Annotated in this window: 22 protein-coding genes; 7 read left to right on the top strand and 15 right to left on the bottom strand. The window is 68.0% G+C overall.

What is annotated here, in order from left to right:
- Nucleotides 1-8: 8 nt before the first annotated feature.
- Together AC5RUK_RS06030 and AC5RUK_RS06025 are read left to right on the top strand one after the other, a co-directional pair.
- A complete protein-coding gene (locus tag AC5RUK_RS06030) occupies nt 9-1,166 on the top strand; it encodes an AMP-binding protein (RefSeq protein WP_494151639.1) in 1,158 nt (385 codons plus the stop codon).
- A 123-nt stretch (nt 1,167-1,289) separates the two neighbouring features.
- Entirely contained in the window at nt 1,290-2,171 is an 882-nt protein-coding gene (locus AC5RUK_RS06025) for a 1,4-dihydroxy-2-naphthoate polyprenyltransferase (protein WP_494107553.1), read from the top strand.
- A gap of 46 nt (nt 2,172-2,217) precedes the next feature.
- On the opposite strand, the gene AC5RUK_RS06020 is transcribed toward AC5RUK_RS06025, so the two are convergent.
- On the bottom strand, nt 2,218-2,565 hold the full coding sequence (locus tag AC5RUK_RS06020; protein WP_493989500.1) for a DUF4229 domain-containing protein: 348 nt from the start codon (nt 2,563-2,565) through the stop codon (nt 2,218-2,220).
- Nucleotides 2,566-2,651: 86 nt separating this feature from the next.
- On the opposite strand from AC5RUK_RS06020, the gene AC5RUK_RS06015 reads away from it, so the two are divergent.
- A complete protein-coding gene (locus AC5RUK_RS06015; protein ID WP_493989501.1) occupies nt 2,652-3,068 on the top strand; it encodes a PLD nuclease N-terminal domain-containing protein in 417 nt (138 codons plus the stop codon).
- Nucleotides 3,069-3,201: 133 nt separating this feature from the next.
- On the opposite strand, the gene ccsB is transcribed toward AC5RUK_RS06015, so the two are convergent.
- The 5 genes from ccsB to AC5RUK_RS05990 all read right to left on the bottom strand — a co-directional run bounded on the left by ccsB (nt 3,202) and on the right by AC5RUK_RS05990 (nt 8,148).
- Nucleotides 3,202-4,254, bottom strand: coding sequence for a c-type cytochrome biogenesis protein CcsB (ccsB, locus tag AC5RUK_RS06010; RefSeq protein WP_493989502.1), 1,053 nt, complete (start codon nt 4,252-4,254; stop codon nt 3,202-3,204).
- A 14-nt stretch (nt 4,255-4,268) separates the two neighbouring features.
- Complete coding sequence (gene resB, locus AC5RUK_RS06005; protein WP_494151915.1) at nt 4,269-5,852, bottom strand: cytochrome c biogenesis protein ResB; 1,584 nt, start codon at nt 5,850-5,852, stop codon at nt 4,269-4,271.
- A gap of 173 nt (nt 5,853-6,025) precedes the next feature.
- Nucleotides 6,026-6,814: a cytochrome c biogenesis CcdA family protein gene (locus AC5RUK_RS06000; protein ID WP_493989504.1), complete on the bottom strand. Its 789-nt coding sequence runs from the start codon at nt 6,812-6,814 to the stop codon at nt 6,026-6,028.
- 2 nt (nt 6,815-6,816) lie between these two features.
- Nucleotides 6,817-7,431 carry a TlpA family protein disulfide reductase gene (locus AC5RUK_RS05995; RefSeq protein WP_493989505.1) on the bottom strand — a complete coding sequence of 205 codons (615 nt, stop codon included), beginning with the start codon at nt 7,429-7,431 and terminating at the stop codon, nt 6,817-6,819.
- 54 nt (nt 7,432-7,485) lie between these two features.
- Complete coding sequence (locus AC5RUK_RS05990) at nt 7,486-8,148, bottom strand: histidine phosphatase family protein (protein ID WP_493989506.1); 663 nt, start codon at nt 8,146-8,148, stop codon at nt 7,486-7,488.
- 292 nt (nt 8,149-8,440) lie between these two features.
- On the opposite strand from AC5RUK_RS05990, the gene AC5RUK_RS05985 reads away from it, so the two are divergent.
- A complete protein-coding gene (locus tag AC5RUK_RS05985; RefSeq protein WP_494151638.1) occupies nt 8,441-9,250 on the top strand; it encodes a hypothetical protein in 810 nt (269 codons plus the stop codon).
- Nucleotides 9,251-9,311: 61 nt separating this feature from the next.
- Here AC5RUK_RS05985 and AC5RUK_RS05980 read toward each other — a convergent pair whose 3' ends face one another.
- Nucleotides 9,312-9,989: a redox-sensing transcriptional repressor Rex gene (locus tag AC5RUK_RS05980; RefSeq protein WP_493989508.1), complete on the bottom strand. Its 678-nt coding sequence runs from the start codon at nt 9,987-9,989 to the stop codon at nt 9,312-9,314.
- Nucleotides 9,990-10,155: 166 nt separating this feature from the next.
- Nucleotides 10,156-10,416 carry a glutaredoxin family protein gene (locus AC5RUK_RS05975; protein WP_493989509.1) on the bottom strand — a complete coding sequence of 87 codons (261 nt, stop codon included), beginning with the start codon at nt 10,414-10,416 and terminating at the stop codon, nt 10,156-10,158.
- Nucleotides 10,417-10,492: 76 nt separating this feature from the next.
- On the opposite strand from AC5RUK_RS05975, the gene AC5RUK_RS05970 reads away from it, so the two are divergent.
- Complete coding sequence (locus AC5RUK_RS05970; protein ID WP_494151637.1) at nt 10,493-11,311, top strand: HAD family hydrolase; 819 nt, start codon at nt 10,493-10,495, stop codon at nt 11,309-11,311.
- A 128-nt stretch (nt 11,312-11,439) separates the two neighbouring features.
- On the opposite strand, the gene AC5RUK_RS05965 is transcribed toward AC5RUK_RS05970, so the two are convergent.
- The 7 genes from AC5RUK_RS05965 to AC5RUK_RS05935 all read right to left on the bottom strand — a co-directional run bounded on the left by AC5RUK_RS05965 (nt 11,440) and on the right by AC5RUK_RS05935 (nt 18,231).
- Entirely contained in the window at nt 11,440-11,538 is a 99-nt protein-coding gene (locus AC5RUK_RS05965) for a 30S ribosomal protein bS22 (protein ID WP_003792170.1), read from the bottom strand.
- A gap of 159 nt (nt 11,539-11,697) precedes the next feature.
- Entirely contained in the window at nt 11,698-11,910 is a 213-nt protein-coding gene (locus tag AC5RUK_RS05960) for a helix-turn-helix domain-containing protein (protein WP_493978048.1), read from the bottom strand.
- A 153-nt stretch (nt 11,911-12,063) separates the two neighbouring features.
- Nucleotides 12,064-13,230: a 3-deoxy-7-phosphoheptulonate synthase gene (locus AC5RUK_RS05955; protein WP_494151636.1), complete on the bottom strand. Its 1,167-nt coding sequence runs from the start codon at nt 13,228-13,230 to the stop codon at nt 12,064-12,066.
- 418 nt (nt 13,231-13,648) lie between these two features.
- A complete protein-coding gene (locus tag AC5RUK_RS05950) occupies nt 13,649-14,530 on the bottom strand; it encodes an N-acetylglucosamine kinase (protein ID WP_494151635.1) in 882 nt (293 codons plus the stop codon).
- A 160-nt stretch (nt 14,531-14,690) separates the two neighbouring features.
- Nucleotides 14,691-16,031, bottom strand: coding sequence for an NADP-specific glutamate dehydrogenase (gene gdhA, locus AC5RUK_RS05945; protein ID WP_493989513.1), 1,341 nt, complete (start codon nt 16,029-16,031; stop codon nt 14,691-14,693).
- Nucleotides 16,032-16,395: 364 nt separating this feature from the next.
- Nucleotides 16,396-16,875: an ArsR/SmtB family transcription factor gene (locus AC5RUK_RS05940; protein ID WP_494151634.1), complete on the bottom strand. Its 480-nt coding sequence runs from the start codon at nt 16,873-16,875 to the stop codon at nt 16,396-16,398.
- Between the two features lie 153 nt (nt 16,876-17,028).
- Entirely contained in the window at nt 17,029-18,231 is a 1,203-nt protein-coding gene (locus tag AC5RUK_RS05935) for an acetoin utilization protein AcuC (RefSeq protein WP_494107543.1), read from the bottom strand.
- 122 nt (nt 18,232-18,353) lie between these two features.
- Between AC5RUK_RS05935 and AC5RUK_RS05930 the strand changes: the two genes are divergently transcribed.
- Both AC5RUK_RS05930 and AC5RUK_RS05925 read left to right on the top strand, forming a co-directional pair.
- Nucleotides 18,354-19,766 (top strand): TrkH family potassium uptake protein, encoded by a 1,413-nt coding sequence (locus tag AC5RUK_RS05930; RefSeq protein WP_494107542.1) that lies wholly within the window; start codon nt 18,354-18,356, stop codon nt 19,764-19,766.
- Nucleotides 19,767-19,806: 40 nt separating this feature from the next.
- Nucleotides 19,807-20,445, top strand: coding sequence for a potassium channel family protein (locus tag AC5RUK_RS05925; RefSeq protein WP_493989649.1), 639 nt, complete (start codon nt 19,807-19,809; stop codon nt 20,443-20,445).
- Nucleotides 20,446-20,450 lie beyond the last annotated feature (5 nt).

Here is a 20,450-nt window from a genome sequence, read left to right as displayed (position 1 = left end):
TGGGCGGCATGGACATCCAGCCGGCGCTGACAGCGCTGACCGCGGCGCTGGGCGGCGAGGGCCCCGCCGTCGAACTCGCATCGGACGGCACCCCGCTGCCGGTGTCCTCGCCCGGGCTGGTTCCCGGGACCGCCGCCGTCGTCCGGACCTCGGGTTCCACCGGCACGCCCAAGGCCACCATGCTCGGGATCGATGCGCTGGCCGCGTCGTCGATGGGCACGGCCTTGCGGCTGGGCGGCGAGGGGCAGTGGCTGCTGACGCTCGCGCCGAACTACGTCGCCGGCCTGCAGGTACTGGTCCGCTCGCTCTACGCCGGCACCCGGCCCTGGGCCATGGATCTGTCCGGCGGGTTCACGGCCCACGCGTTCACCGATGCGGCAGCCGCCCTGACCGACCGGTTCCGGATCACCTCGCTGGTGCCTACCCAGCTGCACCGGCTGCTCACCGCCGCGGAGCCCGACACGCTCAAGGCGCTGCGCCGGTTCGATGCCATCCTGCTGGGCGGCGCCCGGATGCCGGAGGCGCTGCGGTCGGAGGCTGCCAAACATTCGCTGAAGATTGTGCGCACGTACGGCATGAGCGAGACCTGCGGCGGCTGCGTGTACGACGGCGTGCCGCTCGAAGGGGTCACCCTGCGGCTGGATCGCGGCCGGGTGCTGATCGGCGGCGACGTGGTGGCCGGCGGTTACCTGGACAACCCGCAGCTCACGGCCGCCCGTTTCAGCGCGTCCGGCGGCACCCGCTGGTTCCGCACCGAGGACCTTGGGGAGATGGACGACGCCGGTGCGCTCACCGTGATCGGGCGCGCGGACGACGTGCTGATCACCGGTGGCGTCAAGGTGTCCGCGGCGGCCGTCGCCGAGGTGATTGAAGGACTGCCGGACGTCCAGGCCGCGCTGGTGGCGGGCATCAACGATCCCGAGTGGGGCACCAAGGTGTGCGCCGCGGTCGTGGGCTCCGCCGCGGAGAAGGAGATCAGGGCCCGGGTCCACGAGGCGCTGGGCGGGCCCGCCGTCCCGCGCCACGTGGTGCGCCTGGAAGCGCTCCCGCTGCTGCCCAACGGCAAGCCGGACCGGCTGGCCGTGGCGGACATCCTGCTCCGTTCGGCGGCGGATGCCGCCGGGCAAGACGGCGTGCCCCGCGGCGGGAAACCGCCGTCCGTATGACATCCGGCACTCCTGCGCCGCCGGCTGCACGGCCCGTCCGCTTCCATGGGCGAGAATAGACCGGTGCTGCGGCTGCCCGCAGCCAACGATGCACGAAACCCCCACAGGTAAGGATTTTCCACAGTGGCTACAGCCGGGCAATGGCTCGAAGGGGCACGGCCCCGCACCCTTCCGATGGCGGTCGCTCCGGTGATCGTCGGCAGCGCGGCGGCCTACGATTTGGGGTCCTTCCGGCCGCTGCATGCCCTCCTCGCCGCGCTCATCGCGGTCCTGTTCCAGGTGGGCGTAAATTACGCGAACGACTATTCGGACGGCGTCCGCGGCACCGATGACGTGCGGGTGGGCCCGCTGCGGTTGACCGGGTCCGGGCTGGCCAAACCGAAAGCGGTGAAGGCCGCCGCGTTCGCCAGCTTTGGGCTGGCCATGGTGGCGGGGCTCGCGCTGATCATCCTGTCGCAGACCTGGCCGCTGCTGCTGGTTGGCGTGGGCTGCGTGATTGCCGCCTGGGGATACACCGGCGGCAACAACCCCTACGGCTACCGGGGGCTGGGCGAAGTGTACGTGTTCCTGTTCTTCGGCATTGTGGCCACCATGGGGACCACCTACACGCAGGCCCTGCAGGTCAGCTGGCCGTCCTTCCTCGGCGCGGTCGGGACCGGCCTGATCGCGACGGCACTGCTGATGGCCAACAACGTCCGTGACATCCCCACGGACCGCGAGGTGGGGAAACTGACGCTGGCCGTGCGGATGGGCGACGAGGCGGCGCGCGTCAGCTACGTCATGATGCTCGCGGTGGCCCTCCTGCTGCCGCTCATCATGGTCTACGACTTCCCGTGGATCCTGCTGGTGCTGCTGCTGGTACCGGCGTGCCTGACGCCGAGCTGGCTGATGCTCAAGGGCAAGAAGCGCGAGAGCCTCATCCCGGTACTCAAGCAGACCGGGCTGATCAATCTCGGGTTCGCCACCGCCTTCGCGCTGGGCGTGGTGCTGAGCCGGCTGATGTAGCCGGTCGCCGGGGCCGTGCCGCCGGGCCGCCCAGTCTGAGGCTGGGTCAGCCCTGGTCCCCGGGCCGGGTGCCGTGCGGCTTCCGCTCCGCATCCCGCGGCTTGCGGGAGGAATCCACGCTCAGTTCGCCGTGCTCGTCGACGGCCGCGTCCTCGGCCAGCGCGTCCGAAATTTCCGTGGAGGTCCTCGGTGCCTTGACGCCGCTGGAGAAACGGCGGGCCAGTGCCGCCCCCGCTTCGTCCCTCATCTTGCGGAAGAACAGGTACGTGATGCACCAACCCATGATCGCGGCGGCGATGGCCGAGTAGACAACACCCAGCCTCAAGAACAGGCAGATAACAAAGATGACGGCCATGATGCCGAGACGCAGGGCGCTGAATTTCCAAAAAGCCACGCCTCAAGTTTACGCTGCCCGCGAGATCGACCGGCCGGTACCAAGATTCATCAGCCCGGAGCTTAACGCTCACCTACAATTGATTCATGGTCCGTCTCTATGTCCTGCTCGCGGTACTGGCCCTCGCGGTGGTGATCTATGCCCTCATCGAGTGCATCCGGTCGCGGCCGCATGAGGTTCGCAGCATCTCAAAACCGGGATGGATCCTCACGATCATCCTGGTGCCCCTGATCGGAGCCCTGATGTGGTTCGTGTGGGGACGCCCCCGTGCGGGCGGCCGGCAACCCCAGCAGGCGCCCCGCCCTGCGGCCCCGGACGACGACATTGCCTTCCTGCGCACGCTTGATGCGCAGCGCCGCGCCAAGCAGCGCGAAGAGGAACTGAACCGGAAGGAACAGGAACTCAAGAAGGGCGAGGAACCCAAGCACGGCGGCGAGGACAAGCCCGCGGCCCATGACGACCGCCAGCTGAGCGAAGACGACCCGGACAACGGTCCCCGCTAAACGACCGGCGGCCTAAACGCCCGCGTCCGGCTCCCGTGAGTTCCCGGACCCGAAGAAGGCCCGCCGCCCCGATGGGGCGGCGGGCCTTCTATGATTCGCGGCTGCGCGCTTCGGTCGATCCTGCCGACCTGTCCTAGACCCCCGCGTAGCTGTGCAGGCCGGCGAAGAAGACGTTGACGATCGTGAAGTTGAAGACCACGCACAGGTAACCGACGATGGACAGCCAGGCGGCTCGGGTACCGGTCCAGCCACGGGTGGCGCGGGCGTGGAGGTAACCGGCGTACACCACCCATATGACGAAGGTCCACACTTCCTTGGTGTCCCAACCCCAGTAGCGGCCCCAGGCCTGCTCCGCCCAGATTGCCCCGAGCACGAGCGTGAAGGTCCAGAACACGAAGCCCACGGCGTTGAGCCGGTAGGCGGCATTCTCCAGCGTCAGCGCCGAGGGAGCGAGCCGCATGAACGCCAGCTTGTCCGCCTTGCCGGCGCGGCCGCGGACCTCGCGTTTCGCCTGCACGAGCTGCAGCACGGACATGGCGAAAGTCAACGTGAACAGCGCCGAGGCCAGCACGGCGACCGAGACGTGGATGATCAGCCAGTAGCTCTGCAGGGCGGGCACGAGGTGGGCCACCGGCGTCGGGAAGCCGACGGACGCGGCGATGAGCATGATGACCACAAGGCCGATCACGAACGATCCGAGGAAGCGCAGGTCCTTGCGGGTCAGCGCAATCAGGTACACCACCGCCACCATCAGCGCACCCGTGGTGCAGAACTCGTACATGTTGCCCCACGGCACGCGGTGGGCGGCTATTCCCCGGGCCACCACGCCGGCCGCCAGGATGACGGTGGCCAGCACGCTCAGAGCCACGCCGATCCGGGCGGCCGCACGGCGTTCCTTGCCGTAGTTCATCGAGTCGGCGGCCATTTCGACGCCGACTCCTGCGCTTCCTGCGCCGCCGGCGGCCTTCGCGCCGGCAGCCCCGGACGCCGCACCGGCGGCGCCGACCAACACGCCCTGGTCGGCCGCGGCGTGCCCGGCAGCCAGCCGGTCTTCTACCGCCTTGATGGTCTTGCTGGACGTGGCCAGGTCCCAGCAAAAGGCGATAAAGGCGACGGTGAAGGCCATCGCGCCGAGCAGGATGAACAGCTCGCTGTACTGGGCCATGGTCTGGTCAATCGTGGGCATGGGAAGAGATGTCCTTAGGAGTTGTCAACGCCGGCGGCGCTCTTGCTATTGTGCGCCCTGGGGGCGGCATCCGTCAGCCACTGGGTGCGGAAGAGGTTGCTGATGGCGGCCGCTTCCGGGGCCAGCCGGTGGTCCTCGCCGCGGGCCAGCAGGCCCCACTCGACCATGGTGCGGCCGTCCTCGTGGGCGCCGGCACGCACCCATACGCGGCGGCGGCCGATGAAGAGGGAGGCGCCCAGACCGGCCAGGGCCAGCGAGGAGAACACGAGGGCGCCGACCTTGCCGGGATCGTGGTGGATGTCCAGCGCGGCATAGCGGACGAGGCCGTCGAACGTGACGCTCCCCATTCCGTTGGGCAATTCCGCGGTTTCGTAGGCGGCGAGTTCGATGCCGCCGTCGTCCTGGTTGCGGTCGTTGAGGACGGTCAGCTCGGTGGTGTCCAGGACGTAGACGTTCTTGGGATCGCCGTTGTCCAGGCCGAGGTCGCCGTAGTAGGAGTTCAGGTACAGCCGGGGGTTCATGGGATCCGGGTCGCTGCCGTAGGCCACCCCGTCTTCGCCCTCCATCGCGGTCGGCAGGAAGAACCCGACGAAGCCCAGCTGTTCCGGCTGCGCGTCCGGCACCTTGATCACCAGGGTGGAGGTGTAGGCGCCGTCGTTCGGAATGGCGACGACGGGGCCCTGGTGGGCGATGTTGCCCTCGCCGTCCCGGATGGTCACCACCGGCGCATAGCCGTTGCCCATGAGGTACACGTTCGTTCCGCCGATGGTCAGCGGGTGGTTGATTTTCAGCACCTGCTGTTCCTCGGGTGCCCCCGGCTCGCCGCGCACGGTCAGCGTGGCGGTGAAATCGAGCGGCTGGCCGTAGTGGGTCGGCGATTCCCGGTCGAAGACCACCTCGAACTCGTCGAGGCGCATGGAGAAGGGCTCCAGCCGGTCCTCGGTGAACCCGGTTCCCGGATTGAAGTTGTCGTAGCCGATGAGCGAATTCACGAACGTTTCGCCCTCGACCAGGATCCGCTGGCCGGTGTAGCCGAACTGTCCGCCCACGGCGACGGACACCAGCACGCCGATCAGCGAGGTATGGAAGACCAGGTTGCCGATTTCCTTGCCGAAGCCGCGCTCCGCTCCCACGGAGGGCCGGTCGGTGGCCGCATCGCGCACATCCACCCGGTAACCGCGGCGCTTCAGCAAGCGGGCGGCGTCCTCCACGGCAGCGCGCGCGGAGACGCCGGCTTCCGCGGGGACCGCCATGGACCCGTACTCGGGCAGTCGGGACAGCCGGCGGGGAGTCCTGGGCGGCTGCGACCGCATGGCCTTGTAGTGCTGGATGGCGCGCGGGATGACGCAGCCGATCAGCGACAGGAAGAGGAGTAGGTAGATGGCGGAGAACCACACCGAGGAGTACACGTCGAAGAGCTGGAAGCGGTCCAGCCACGGCCCGACCTCCGGGTTGTCCGCAATGTACTGGGTCACGACGGCGGGGTTGGCCGGGCGCTGCGGGAACAGCGAGCCGGGCACCGCGGCCACGGCCAGCAGCAGCAGCAGGAACAGCGCGGTGCGCATGCTCGTCAGCTGGGTCCACGCCCAGCGCAGCATGCCGGCGAAACCGAGCGCGGGGACGGCGACGTCGTCCCGGTCGCGGCTGCGCTTCCGGTCTTTGGCGGACTGAGGGTCCTTCACGGCCCGGCCGCCGCCGCCCGTGCCCGGTCCGGCCGCTGCGGGGGCATCGGCTTCGTCATGGCGCCCAGCGCCGTCGGGTGTCTGACTCATCAGATCGGGAGCCTCACTTCATTTGCAAACCAGTCCTGCAATTGCGTCACCCAGTCTCCCCAGAGCCCGCTGGCCATCAGCAGGCCCAAAACCACCAGCATGGCGCCGCCGGCCCGCTGCAGGAACAACCGGTGCTGGCGGAAGAACGCCATGGCGCCCATCCCCCGCCGCACGCCGAGGGCGATCAGCAGGAACGGGATCCCCAGGCCCAGGCAGTAAACGAAGGCCAGGAACGCGCCCTTGGCCGCATCGGCGCCGCCCGAGTAGGCCAGCGCCTGCACGGCGGAAAAGGTCGGGCCGATGCAGGGCGCCCATCCCAGCCCGAACGTCATGCCGAGCACCGGCGCTCCCCACAACCCGGCCGGCGGACGCGACTGGATCTTGCGGTCCCGCTGGAAGTAGGACAGGCCGCCCATGAAGATGATGCCCATGGCGACGACGACGACGCCCAGCACCTGGGTGACCCAGCCGGCGTCGCTGCCCTTCAACCAGGCACCGAGCTGGCCGAAGATCGCCCCGATAATCACGAAGACGACGGAAAACCCCAACACGAACAGCCCAATGCCGGCGAACATCCGGCCGCGGCGCTGGCGTTCGAGGTCCACGCCCGTCAGGCCGGTGACGTAGCCCAGGTAGCCGGGAACCAGCGGCAGCACGCACGGGGACAGGAAGGAGACCAGCCCGGCCAGCATGGCCACGGGGATTGCCAGCAGCACGGAGCCGTTCAACACCGTGTCGCCAAAAGCGCCGCCCAAAGTCATCGGCAGCGCGGCCGTCGCCCACCCCATTGCTAGGCGGCCACTGAGTCTTTAATCAGGGCCCTGAGGGTGCCCTTGTCCGCAACGCCCAGGATCCGGGCGGCGACGCGGCCTTCCTTGTCCAGCACCAGCGTGGTGGGTACGGCCTGCGGTGGCACATAGGCGGTCATCGCCAGCAGGACGTCGCCGTTCTTGTCCATGAAGCTGGGATACGTCACCCCGAAGTTGCGCTCGAATGCCTCCGCCGTGGGGCGCTCGTCCCGGATGTTGACCCCGTAGAACCGGGCGCCGTCGGCGAATTCCTCGCTGAGCGCCTGCAGGTCCGGAGCTTCCAGCCGGCACGGCGCGCAGGAGGCGTACCAGAAGTTGAGAACCGTCACCTGTCCGGCCCAGTCGGCTGCATCGACGGTGGTGCCGTCGAAGAGCTTGGCGGTCAGCTGGACGGGTTCGCCGCGCGACTCGGGCGCGTACTCGGTGACCGACCCGTCGCCGGCAATGTAGTTCTTGTTGTCGCCCGCGTTGGCCTGCTGGGCCAACGGGTCCTCGGCGGAACAGGCGGCGAGCGAGAGGGCGCCCAGCAGCCCCGCACCGACTTTGAAGGCGGTACGGCGATTGAACAAACGGGGGTTATCGGCAGTCACAGTCACACTTTTCTTCGTGGGGTTGGGGGTATCCCACTTCTACAACGCGTAGTAATTCTATTATGCTCCGGGCAGGTTCGCCGCACCGGGCAGGAGGTGGGCGCACGGCTCGGCATAACGCACCGCGGTGAGGCGGCCGTCGTCGAACTCCAGGGAAGTCACCGAGGCCAGCGTGCACTGGCGGCGGCGGGGATCGTGCCAGAGCCGTTTGCCCTCGCAGGCCAGCCGGGTCACCCAGATGGGCAACTGGTGACTGACCAGGACCGCCTCGGCGCCCTCGCCGCCGCGTTCTACCGCGATCCGGCGGGCGTCGTCGATGGCCTTGCGCATCCGGGTGGCCTGCGCCGCGTACGGCTCCCCCCAGGACGGCCGGAATGGATTGTAGAGGTGCGGCCAGTGCCGGGGCTGGTTCAGGTGCGAGCGGATGTCCGCCAAGCCCTCGAAGTGATTCTCGGCTTCGATGATCCGCTCGTCGGTAACGATCTCGAGGCCGAGCGCCTTGGCGGTCGGGGCGGCGGTTTCCTGTGCCCGGGTCAGCGGCGAGGCCACCAGGTAACTGATGGTGGCGCCGTCGTCGCGGCGTTCTGAAAAGTAGCCGGCGGCACACTCGGCCATTTCCTGGCCCAGGGCGGACAGCCTGAAGCTCGGCAGCCTGCCGTAAAGCACGCGGTCGGGGTTGTGGACCTCGCCGTGGCGGAGCAGGTGGACGGTAGCTTCGGGCATGGGTACAAGTGTCTCAAACCGCCGGTGTTTGCCCAAAAGCCCCGGCATACCGCCGGCGGGCGTGCACCTCCGGCGGCTTGGCTGGCGGGGGCTGGCCGCGGGGCGGGCCGAGGCGGGCCGAGGCGGGCCGGGGCGGGCCGCGAGGCTGAAAATCATCCTTCAGGCCGACCGACACGGCGCAGGCCTGCATTGTAGTGTTGCATTAACAGCTGCCAAGCACCTCTGCGGCCGGCGCGCAGGCTGGCCGGCGCAGACGTGCGACCCGTGTGGATGAGATGAAAAGGAACCGGCCATGAGCACCCCAGAAAACGAACCGAACCAGCCCGGTGACGGGGAAGGCCGGCCCGGAGGCCAGGAGCAGCCCCGGTACGGGCAGAACCTGCCGCAGTACGGCCAGAACGCGCCCCAGCAGCCCGGCTCGGATCAGCCTCCGTACGGGCAAAACGCCCCCCAGTACGGACAGTACGGGCAGAACCCGCCGCAGTACGGACAGCCCGGACAGCAGCCCTACGGGCAGGGCCAGCAGGGCCAGTCCCCGTACGGTCAGCAGTACGGGCAACAGCCTTACGGCTACCAGAGCGCCGTGCCCGGCCAGTACGGCTACCCCGGCGGGCAGGCGCAGGCCACCGCCAAGCCCACGGCGCCGCGCGAAGTCATGATCGCCTTCTGGCTGATCATCGCTGCCGCCGTGCTGACCGCCATCGAAATGCTGACCGAACTGGCGAACCTGGACGGCACCATGGCGATGGTGCTCAACGACCCGGCGGTCCGCGAAGCCCTGGGCGAGCAGGGCGGCCAGTTCACCGACGCGGAGCTGGCGGAGATGATGAGCGGCACTGCAGGAGTGTTTATCGTCATCACCGCGGTGATCGCCGTCGGGCTGTACCTGATGGTGGCCTTCGGCGTGAAGGCAGGCAAGAACTGGGCCAGGATCACCGGCACGGTATTCGCTGCGCTGTCGCTGTTCGGACTTTTCAACATCTGGTTCGGCACCTTGTCGGTGCTGCTGGGCATCGCGGCGATCGTGCTGCTGTTCATGCCGGCGTCGAACAGGTTCTTCCAGGCCACCAAAGCGCACAAGTTCGGCATCTACGGCCGCTGAGCAGAGCGGTTCCGGCCGTTTGACGGCCGCTTGACGTCCGCCGGCGGCGGGGCGCCGCTGCTCAGCTATGCTCCGTCGCCTGCGCCCGTTGCGCGTGGTAGGCCAGGATCTGCAGTTCGGTGGCCATGTCCACCTTGCGCAGCTGCACGGATGGCGGGACCTGCAGCACCGCGGGCGCAAAGCTGAGAATGCTCGTCACGCCGGCTTCGACGAGCCGGTCGCAGAGTCCCTGCGCCGCGCCCGCTGGCACGGCCAGGACCGCCATGTTGGCGCCGGTTTGCCGCAGGACGGGTTCCAGGTCAGCGATCGGGCTGACGCGCATCCCAGCGACCTCCGACCCGATAACCTGCGGGTCTGCGTCGAAGAGCGCCACGACCCCGAAGCCCTTGGTGGTAAATCCGGAGTAGCCGGCCAACGCCCTGCCCAGGTTGCCGATGCCGACGATCGCGACTTTCCAGTCCTGGGTGAGCCCCAGAGCCGCGGCAATCTCCTGGCCGACCAGCCGTACGTCGTAGCCCACGCCGCGGGTGCCGAACGAGCCGAGGTAGGAGAGGTCCTTGCGCAGGGTGGGCGGGCTGACGCCGGCGGATTCGGCCAATTGCTCGGACGATATGCGTTCCGTGCCTTCAGACACCAGCGAATTCAGGGCCCGGAGGTAGATGGTCAGGCGTGCGAGGGCGGCCGGCGGGATCTCGTTGCCGGATGGCCTGGCCGCCTCGGTATCCGGGAGGTGGGTCACTGTTGTCGCTCCGATGCCTGCTGCGGGGCTCCGATCCTGCTGTGTCCAGCCGGTCCGGGTCCTGGGTGCCGCCGGCGGCTGTCCAACCGCAGGCTAGTGTCCCCCCAAGATTAAGCTGCCCCGCGCCGCTCTCCAACTCCGATGACGCGGGCCTGTCGGCCTCGAACTACTGTGTGAGCAGCCGTCTCAGCCGGTCCGGATCAATGTGCCAGAAGTCCCGCTGGACGCCGTCGATCATGACCACGGGGATCTCTTCGGCGAAGCGCCGCTCCAACTCGGGGTCCTCGAGGATGTTCTTCTCCTCCCAGGCGAGACCGAGCTCCCCCGCAACACTCCCGACAGTCTCTCGTGCCGCCTGGCACAGATGGCAGCCGGGTTTGGTCAGCAGCACCAGTTCGTGCGCGCGGCCGGCGTCGGATCCACTCATGCCTTCCACGGTAGCCGCCACCGGCGGCGAACGGACAATTCCCGGACAATTCCCGGCGCCTCGTTAGACTCGAAGCATGCCCAAGACCGCCGCCGGCCATGCACAGCGCGCCTCGGTCTCCGCCGACCCGGGGACGGAAGCGGCATTTTTCGACGTCGACAACACCCTGATGCGCGGGGCCAGCCTGTTCCACGTGGCCCGCAAGATGTACCAGCGCGGCGCCTTCCGGATGCGCGACGCTGCCGGCTTCGGCTTCAAACAGGCCCGCTTCCTGATGCGGGGAGAAAACCTCAAGGACATCCAGTCCATCCGTGACACGGCGCTGGCCCTGGCCACCGGCCTGATGAGCGACGACGTCAAACAACTGGGCGACGAGGTCTACGACGAAGTCATCGCCTCCAAGATCTGGCCCGGAACCAGGGCGCTGGCGGACCAGCACCTGCGGGTGGGCCGCAAGGTCTGGCTGGTGACGGCCACGCCGGTCGAAGTGGCCGCCGTCATCGCGGACCGGCTTGGCCTGACCGGCGCCTTGGGCACGGTGGGCGAAATCGAAGACGGTGCCTACACCGGACGGCTCATCGGGGACATCCTGCACGGGCCGGCCAAGGCTGTTGCGGTCGAGGAGCTGGCCATCCGCCAGGGCCTGGACCTCGCGCGCTGCTGGGCCTACAGCGACTCATACAACGACGTCCCACTGCTGACCCTGGTGGGCAACCCGGTGGGCATCAACCCGGACATGAGGCTGCGCCGGCACGCCCGGCAGAACAACTGGCCGGTCTATGACTTCAGGAGCGGCCGGCGGGCGGCCACGGTGGGCCTGAAGGCCGCCACGGGGGCCGGCGCGGCCTACGGGCTCTGGCGCGGCGTCAATTGGTTCCGCCGGCCGGCGGCGTAACGGCCGGCACAGCCCGTCCCGCCCCAACCCACGCCCAACCCGCCGAACGGCATGAACGGGCCGGTTAACGGCACAAGGCCCGCCAGTTTCCTGGCGGACCTTGGAAGCTTGGGAACCGGTTGTCGGTCCTACTTCTTGTTGCGGCGCTGGTGACGGGTCTTGCGAAGCAGCTTACGGTGCTTCTTCTTGGCCATACGCTTGCGGCGCTTCTTAATAACTGAACCCACGAGTCCCTCATTCACTGATAGTTTCGCAAGCTGCCGGCGCCCGGCGGGGCACACGCCAACTCACGGTTTTCGACGATGACGTAAAACGTTCCTTAACAGGGTACCGCCTCTGCGCCCCCGGCATTGACCGCCGGCTAGCAGCAGGCCCGCACCGGAGCGTCAGGCGGTCCCGGTCTCCCGGTCGATCACGGCGCCGCGCAGGTACTCCTCCACGGCTGATTCGGGCACCCGGTAGGAACGTCCGAAGCGCACGGCGGGCATCTCGCCCGAATGCACCAAGCGGTAAACGGTCATCTTGGACACGCGCATGACTGCGGCCACTTCCGACACCGTCAAGAAGCGCACACTCGAGAAATTATTCTCGTCAGCCATTACGCACTGTTCCTTTACTGTAAGCAACACCGGCGGCGTGCCGCCTTGCCCCGCCCCAACAACCGTCTTCCTAGATACTTTAGAGGCTGTTGTGGCAAAAGTGAAAGTGCACACTGTAGCTTAAGCGTTTTAACCAAGCACGGGCTTTCGCCCTCATGCCGCTTTCGGGGCGCGATGTCGGGCGGCCGATGCAAGCTGGGCCAGCACGTCGGCCGTCACGTCCCATTCCATGCAGGCATCCGTGACGCTCTGCCCGTACACCAACGCCCGTCCGCCGGCGTCTTGGGACACCTCCAGTTTCTGTGCCCCGCCCACCAGGAAGCTCTCCAGCATCAGGCCGGCGATGGCGCTGCCGCCTGCTTCGACCTGCGCGGCAATCTCCAGAGCCACCTCGGCCTGGCGGTGGTGGCTCTTGCCGCTGTTGGCGTGACTGGCGTCCACGATCAGCCGCGGATTCAGACCGGCTTTCGCCAGCGCCCCGGAGGCCGCCGCAACCTGGTCGGCTCCGTAGTTCGGGCCGCTCGCGCCGCCGCGCAGGATCACGTGGGTGTCGGGATTGCCGTTGGTGGACACGAGCGCGGCACGCCCCTCCCCGTCGATCCCCAGGAACACCTGTGCCGCGGACGCGGCGTGGCAGGCGTCGAGCGCGACCTGCAGCCCGCCGTCGGTGCCGTTCTTGAAACCCACCGGCATGGAGAGTCCGGACACCAACTGGCGGTGGATCTGGCTCTCGGTGGTGCGCGCGCCGATCGCGCCCCAGCTGACCAGGTCCGCCAGGTATTGCGGGCTGATCGGTTCCAGGAACTCCGTGGCCACCGGCAGGCCGAGCTCCGCCACGTCCAGCAGGAAGGTCCGCGCCAGCCGCAGGCCGGCGGCGATGTCATGGGAGCCGTCCAGCCGCGGGTCGTTGATCAGCCCCTTCCAGCCCACGGTGGTGCGCGGCTTCTCGAAGTACGTGCGCATCACGATCAGCAGCTCTTCGCGGTGTTCCCGCGCAACCTGCGCCAGGCGGCGCGCGTAGTCCAGGCCTGCCGCGGTGTCGTGGATCGAGCATGGCCCGACGATCACGAGGAGCCGGTCGTCCACCCCGTCCATGACGGCACGGATCTCCTCGCGGCCGCGGGCGACGACGGCGGCGGCTTCGGCGGTCAGGGGCTGTTCCTGCAACACGTCGCCGGGCGACGGCAGCGGGCTGAAGCCACCCACCCGCAGGTTGTTCGTGCTGCGCGGCGAGGCCGGGGCGGCCGCTTCGACCTCCGCGACGCCGTGGCCCGGCGTCGGCGCTTCGGTTTCCAGGAGGTGGTTGGCTGCTGCATTCATTGTCGGTGTCCCGTCTGTTGGCGGCGGGACTTTGTTACAGAACCCGCCGGAGAAATGGCGAAGGGCAGAGAATCATCTCTGCCCTGTTGGCTCTGAAGGTCGGTATGCGTAGGCGCTAAGCGGTTACGTCAGGCCCCTCCAGAGCCAACGCAAAATACGCATACCAACGAGTCGTCATACCCGGAACTCTACGCGGGATCGGCGGGAGAGGGAAAACGCGCGCCGGGACATGACAGATTATGACGACGTCGGGGCGCCGGCTCCCGCGGCGGCAGCGCCAGCCCGACGGCGGGGCGCCGGCTGCAGCGCAGCGTCGGCTGCGGCGCCCGCGGAGGCAGCGCCAGCCGGACGGCGCAGCGCCGGTTCCCGCGGCGGCTGAGGCCGGAGGTGCGGGAAGGGTGGCGTCCCCGGAGCGCGCTCAGGCCAGGCCGGCCAGGACATCAATGCCGAAGACGGGCTCCCGGTCCAGCGGTCGGATGTCCGCGATCCCCTGCGGTTCCAGTGCGGCAGCCAGCGACCGTTGGAACCGCGGGACGTTCATGCCGAGTCCGCCGCCGAGCACCACCGGGCCGCTCATGCCCAGCCGCCGGGAGACCAGGGCAATCTGGCCGGCCAGGTCCGCCGCGGCGCGGTCGACGATCGCCCCCGCCGGCGGGTCGCCTTCGTCGGCGGCGGCCACCACCAGGCGGGACTTGCCCGCCCAGAACCGCCGGTCGGTTTTCGGTGAGTGGAACAGCGCGATCAGTTCCACCGGGTCCTGCAGCCCGCAGTCGTCCAGCAACAAGTCCGTGAGCCGGTCCCGTGGCAGGCCCGCATCCAGGCGGGAGAGTACGTGCCGCACTGCTTCCCGCCCCAGCCAGTAGCCGCTGCCCTCATCGCCCAACAGGTGCCCCCAGCCGCCGGCGCGGGCCTCAAGTCCGGCCTCGTTGATGCCCCAAACCGACGATCCGGTGCCGGCCACCACGCCGATCCCCGTGCGGAGGTGGCCGGCGGCCAGCACCAGGCGGGTGTCGTGGACTACGTGGACGTCCGCCCCGGGTACCAGCGGGGCGATCAGCGCGCGCAACGCCGCGGCATCGCCCTCGGTGTCGATCCCGCCCGCCCCTGCGTAGACCGCGGTGATCCCGGCCGCCCCAAGCCGGCCGAAGACTTCGGACAGGGCCGCGGCGGCCTGGGCGGGGCTGGCGTTCTGGACGTTCGCGCTGCCCGCCGTCGCTTCCGCATCCAGCAAACCGTCGTCCAGCCGGATGCCGTGCGTCTTGCTGCCGCCGATATCCAGCCCGATGAGTCTTTGCACCATGGAGTGAGCTTACTTGGGGCGTCCCGCAGCCGGCGGCCTGACCGGCACGTCCGCGGGCCAGTGGACACCGCGGGGACAACCCCGTGCGCACCAAAACGAGACGGTGCCCGCCGGGGCGGGCACCGTCGTCGTGATCAGTGCTTTGGCTGTGTCCGCTGCCTTAGATGAGGCCCAGGGCGAGCATGGCGTCAGCGACCTTCTTGAAGCCGGAGATGTTCGCGCCCGCCACGTAATTGCCGGGCATGCCGTATTCCTCGGCCGTCTCGGCGCAGCGGTCGTGGATGCCGACCATGATTTCGGTCAGGCGCTGCTCGGTATAGTCAAAGCTCCAGGCGTCGCGGCTGGCGTTCTGCTGCATCTCCAGGGCCGACGTGGCCACGCCGCCGGCGTTGGCTGCCTTGCCCGGACCGAAGAGCACACCTGCGTCCTGGAAGATGGAAGCTGCTTCGCTCGTGCAGGGCATGTTGGCGCCTTCGGCGACGGCGACCAACCCGGACTCCACCAGGCGGCGGGCTGATTTTTCATCCAGTTCGTTCTGCGTGGCGCACGGGAGCGCCACGGTGCAGTTGACGTCCCAGATGTTGCCGTCGGCCACGTAGTGCACGGCCGAGCCGCGGCGTTCGGCGTACTCCGAAATGCGGCCCCGCTCAACTTCCTTGATCTGGCGCAGCAGTTCGACGTCGATTCCGGCCTCGTCGACAATGTAGCCGCCGGAGTCGGACGCGGTGACCACGGTGGCGCCGAGTTCCTGCGCCTTTTCGACGGCGTTGATGGCCACGTTGCCGGAGCCGGAGATCGCCACGCGCTGCCCGTCCAGGCTTTGCCCGCGGGTCTTGAGCATTTCCTGCGCGAACAGCACCGCGCCGTAACCGGTGGCTTCAGGGCGGACCAGCGAGCCGCCCCAGCCGGTGCCCTTGCCAGTGAGGACGCCGGACTCGTAGCGGTTGGTAATGCGCTTGTACTGGCCGAACAGGTAACCGATTTCGCGGGTCCCCACGCCCATGTCCCCGGCCGGAACGTCGGTGTATTCGCCGATGTGGCGGTAGAGCTCCGTCATGAAGGACTGGCAGAAGCGCATGACCTCGGCGTCGGACCGGCCGCGCGGATCGAAGTCGGAGCCGCCCTTGCCGCCGCCGATGGGCATGCCGGTCAAGGCATTCTTGAAGATTTGCTCGAAGCCGAGGAATTTGATGATGCCCAGGTAGACGGAGGGGTGGAAGCGCAGGCCGCCCTTGTAGGGGCCAAGCGCGGAGTTGAACTCGACGCGGAAGCCGCGGTTAATCTGGACATTGCCGGCGTCGTCCACCCACGGAACGCGGAAGATAATCTGGCGCTCGGGCTCGCAAATGCGCTGCAGGATGGCGGCGTCGGAGTATTCGGGATGCCGGGCGGACAGCGGCTCGAGGGTTTCGAAGACTTCGGTGACGGCCTGGTGGAATTCCGTTTCGCCTGGGTTGCGGCGGAAAACTTCGTCGCGGACTTCAAGCAGGTGGGCATCCATGGGTGCGTCCCTTCACTAGCTGACGTATTGGGGCACTCAGGTTGCTGCAGGCCCTCACACAGAAAACCACAAGAAGCGGAATCTAAGAAACACGCCTGACACATCGCAGAACCGCCCCGTAACGCGCCGACCGGCGGTACAGTCGGCCGTTTTGTCGCACGGATCCGAGCATATCCGGCACCGGTCGCCCCAGGGCTGGCGTGGAAAGTGCGGCCCGTCACGGGCGAACGGACCAAGCCGCCGGGGTCCGAATGTGCGGGTCATCACGTGCGGGTCATCACCGGCCCGGGTCCTCCGCCCGGCGCGGGGACTGCCGGCCGGCCGCGGCGCGGGCTGCCGCCTGCGACTGCGGCAGGCCTGCCGCTCAGCCGCGGCGGCGGCGCGGCAGCTTGGGCAGGTGCGCGAAGATGTCCGCGGCCTTGGTCGTTGCCTTGTTGGCCGCCTGCCCGAGCGATCGGCTGAGGTTGGCAGAAACCGGAACCTCGAGGCTCCGTCCGGTCACGGCATGCGCGGGCTCCTGCGGGGCGACGACGGCGGCTGCCAGGGCGGGTGCCACCGGCTCCGCCTCGGTCACGGGCAGAACATCAACACCGAAACCGATGATCCAATCGGCCACATCCTGCAGCGGCCCGGTCTGCAGCGAATAGTAGCGCTTCTGCCCCTGCGCGCGCATGGAGACGAGTCCGGCTTCGCGCAGCACCTTCAGGTGCTTGGAGACGGTCGGCTGGCTGACCTCCAGTTCTTCGACCAATTCGCCCACCGCTTTGTCGCCGTCACGAAGCGAGCCGAGTATGTCCCGGCGGGTACCTTCCGCAATCACTGCAAAGACATCATCGATGGCCATTCCATTACCCTAATCGCATATATGCTTTGCGGCACACCCTTGGCGGTGGTCCCGGGCCCAGGCACGGCAAAATCGTTATACCCCGTGCCGGCGCCAGACTGCGTGCACAGCCCGCCGAACCGGGCGGGCCCGACCGGCCGGCCTTCCAACCGCCTAGTCGAACCAGGGATCGAGCCCGTGGTAGGGGAAGATCTCCTTGCGCGTGGCCATCACGGTGCGGTCCACGCCGTCGTTCGGGTCATAGCCGACCTCCCACGAACGCCACCACAGGTCGGCGTCGTCGCCCATGTACAGCGGGGCCTGCTGTCCGTACCGCACCTCGACATAGTCCTGCCAGGACTGCGGCACCTCGCTGTGCAGCGGAATGGCCCGGCCGGACACAATGGCCAGCATGTGGGTCCAGGACCGGGGCACCACGTTGCAGACGTCGTAGCCGCCGCCGCCCGTGGCGATCCACCGGTCGCCGCAGATCTCGCGCGCCAGGTCGGCCGTGTCCAGCATCATTTGCCGCTGTGCATCCACGCTCAGCCGAAGGCTGCTCAGCAGGTCGCGGACGTGGTTGTCGCAACCGTGCTGGCTGACAATCACTTCGGGGGCGAAGGCCCTGACCAACTGCGGGACCACCGCGTGGAAGGCCCGCAGGAAGGCCGCGTCGCCCGAGCGGGGCGGCATGGAGACGTTCACGGAACTGCCCGGCGCCTCCGGACCCCCGCTCTCGTTCGCAAAACCCGTCCCCGGGAACAGGTGGGTGCCGGTTTCATGCAGGGAGATGGTCAGCACCCGCGGGTCGTTGTAGAAGATGGACTGAACGCCATCGCCATGGTGCGCGTCGACGTCGAGGTACGCGACCCTCTGCACGCCGTTATCCAGCAGGTGCTGGATGGCCAGCGCGCAATCGTTGTAGATGCAGAATCCGCTCGCCTTGCCGCGCGCGGCGTGATGCATGCCGCCTGCGAAGTTGACCGCATGCAGCGCCGAGCCGTCCAGGATCGCGGCCGCGGACTGCAGGGACGCCCCGGCGATGAGGGCACTGGCGGTGTGCATGCCCGGAAACACGGGATCGTCTTCGGTGCCCAGGCCCCGCTCTTCATCTACGGCGTTAGGGTCTTCGCTGACCGCCTTTACCGCGGCCACGTAGGCCGGGTCGTGAACGGTCTGCAACGCCGCGTCGCCGGCCATTTCGGCTGCGGCCAAGGTGACGTTCGGGCGGTGGAAAATGGCGAATTCGTCAGCCAGCCTGGCCGTCAGGTCCAACCGGATCGGCGACATGGGATGGTGCGCGCCGAAGTTGTACGCCAAGACGGATTCGCTCCACACCGCCAGGGTGGGAACCGCGGGAACTGGGGTCGCTGACATCACAGACAGGCTACGCGAAAGCACCGGTCCGCACGCATTCGTCCCGCGCCCGTGCTGTCAAATGATGATTTACTACTGCAAGGAACAAGTCAGCGATTCGGAGCCGGACAGAAGCGATCGGAATGACCAGACAACAGCCGTCATGGCTGGCCGGGCGGGAACACGAACGATTCAGCCTTTTGCGCACGCTCCGCGATTTCGTGGACAGCGTTGCCAACAGTTCCCCGGCACGGCTTGCGCTGATCGTCTACGTGGCGGTGATCCTGGTCTTCACCGGCCTGCTGTCGTTGCCGGCCGCGGCGCGGGACGGGGCCATCACGCCACTGCACGACGCCTTCTTCACGGCCGTCTCGGCCGTCTGCGTCACGGGCCTGACCGTGGTGTCCACCGCTGCCCACTGGACTTTCCTCGGCCAGGCCGTGATCCTGCTGGCCATCTTCATCGGCGGCCTGGGCACGCTGACGTTGGCCTCGCTGCTGGCGCTCATGGTGAGCAAGCGGCTGGGCGTGCGCGGCAAACTGATCGCCCAGTCTGCCATGAACAACGCAGGCCGCCTGGGCGAGGTCGGCGCGCTGCTGCGGATCGTGATCACCACCTCCGTGATCATCGAAGTGGTGCTGGCCCTGGTGCTGTTCCCCCGCTTCCTGATGCTTGGCGAATCCTTTCCCCAGGCCGCCTGGCACGGCATCTTCTATGCCATCTCGGCGTTCAACAACGCGGGATTCACCCCGCACTCGGACGGCCTGGTCCCCTACGAGACCGACGAGTGGATCCTGCTGCCGCTGATGGCCGGAGGTTTCTTGGGCAGCCTCGGATTCCCGGTGGTCATGGTGCTCCTGGAACGCGGTTGGCGCTTCAGCAAATGGAACCTGCACACCAAGCTTACGGTCGAGGTGTCGCTGATCCTGCTGGTGGTCGGTGCCCTGGTCTGGGGCGCCATGGAGTGGAGCAACCCGGAGACCCTGGGCGGCCTGAGCACCTGGGACAAGGTCCTCCACGCGACGTTCGCCTCCATCATGACGCGCTCGCTCGGCTTCAACCTGGTGGATATGAACAACCTGGAGCCGTCCACCATGCTCTTTTCCGATGCCCTGATGTTCGCCGGCGGCGGTTCCGCGTCGACTGCGGGCGGCATCAAAGTCACGACCATCGCGATCGTGTTCCTGGCCATCGTTGCCGAGGCCCGCGGGGACCGGGACGTGAAGATCCACGGCCGGACCATCCCGGAAGGCGCCATGCGGGTGGCCATCTCGGTGATCGTCATGGGTGCCACCTTGGTGGCCGTCGCCTCCGGCCTGCTGCTGGCCTTCACCGGCGAAAGCCTGGACCGGGTGTTGTTCGAGGTCATTTCCGCGTTCGCCACCTGCGGGCTGAGCACCAACCTGAGCGCCGAACTGCCGCCCGAGGGCAAATACGTGCTCTGCGCCCTGATGTTCGCCGGCCGCGTCGGCACCATCACGTTGGCCGCCGCGCTGGCGCTGCGCGAACGCCGCCAGCTGTTCCACTACCCCGAAGAGAGGCCCATCATTGGCTGAGAAGTCCGCATCGAACAGACGTCCCGCCCACAACGCGCCCGTGCTGGTGGTCGGCTTGGGCCGCTTCGGTGCCTCCACCGCGGAACAACTGGTCAAGCAGGGCCGCGAGGTGCTGGCGATCGAACGTGATCCGACACTGGTGCAGAAGTGGTCGGGGCAGCTGACCCACGTCGTGGAGGCCGACGCCACGAACATCGACGCGCTGCGCCAACTGGGCGCCCAGGAGTTCAGCTCCGCCGTCGTCGGTGTCGGCACGTCGATCGAGTCCTCGGTGCTGATCACCGTGAACCTCGTGGACCTGGGCATCGAGCACCTTTGGGTCAAGGCCATCACCCCGTCGCACGGCAAGATCCTCTCGCGCATCGGCGCCAACCACGTGATCTATCCGGAGGCCGACGCCGGCCGCCGCGCCGCCCACCTGGTGGGCGGACGGATGCTGGACTTCATCGAGTTCGACGACGGTTTCGCCATCGTCAAGATGTACCCGCCGAAGGAAACCCAGGGCTTCACGCTGGGTGAGTCTCAGGTGCGCTCCAAGTACGGCGTCACCGTGGTGGGCGTGAAGTCACCCGGCGAAGACTTCACCTATGCCCGGCCGGAAACCAAGGTCTCCAGCCGGGACATGCTGATCGTCTCCGGGCACGTGGACCTGCTGGAGCGCTTCGCGGCCCGTCCGTAGCGGAG

This window comes from Arthrobacter sp. Y3223065, from assembly GCF_059090885.1.
The sequence above is the reverse complement of the archived record's forward strand: the minus strand, read 5'-3'. Positions and strand labels throughout refer to the sequence as shown.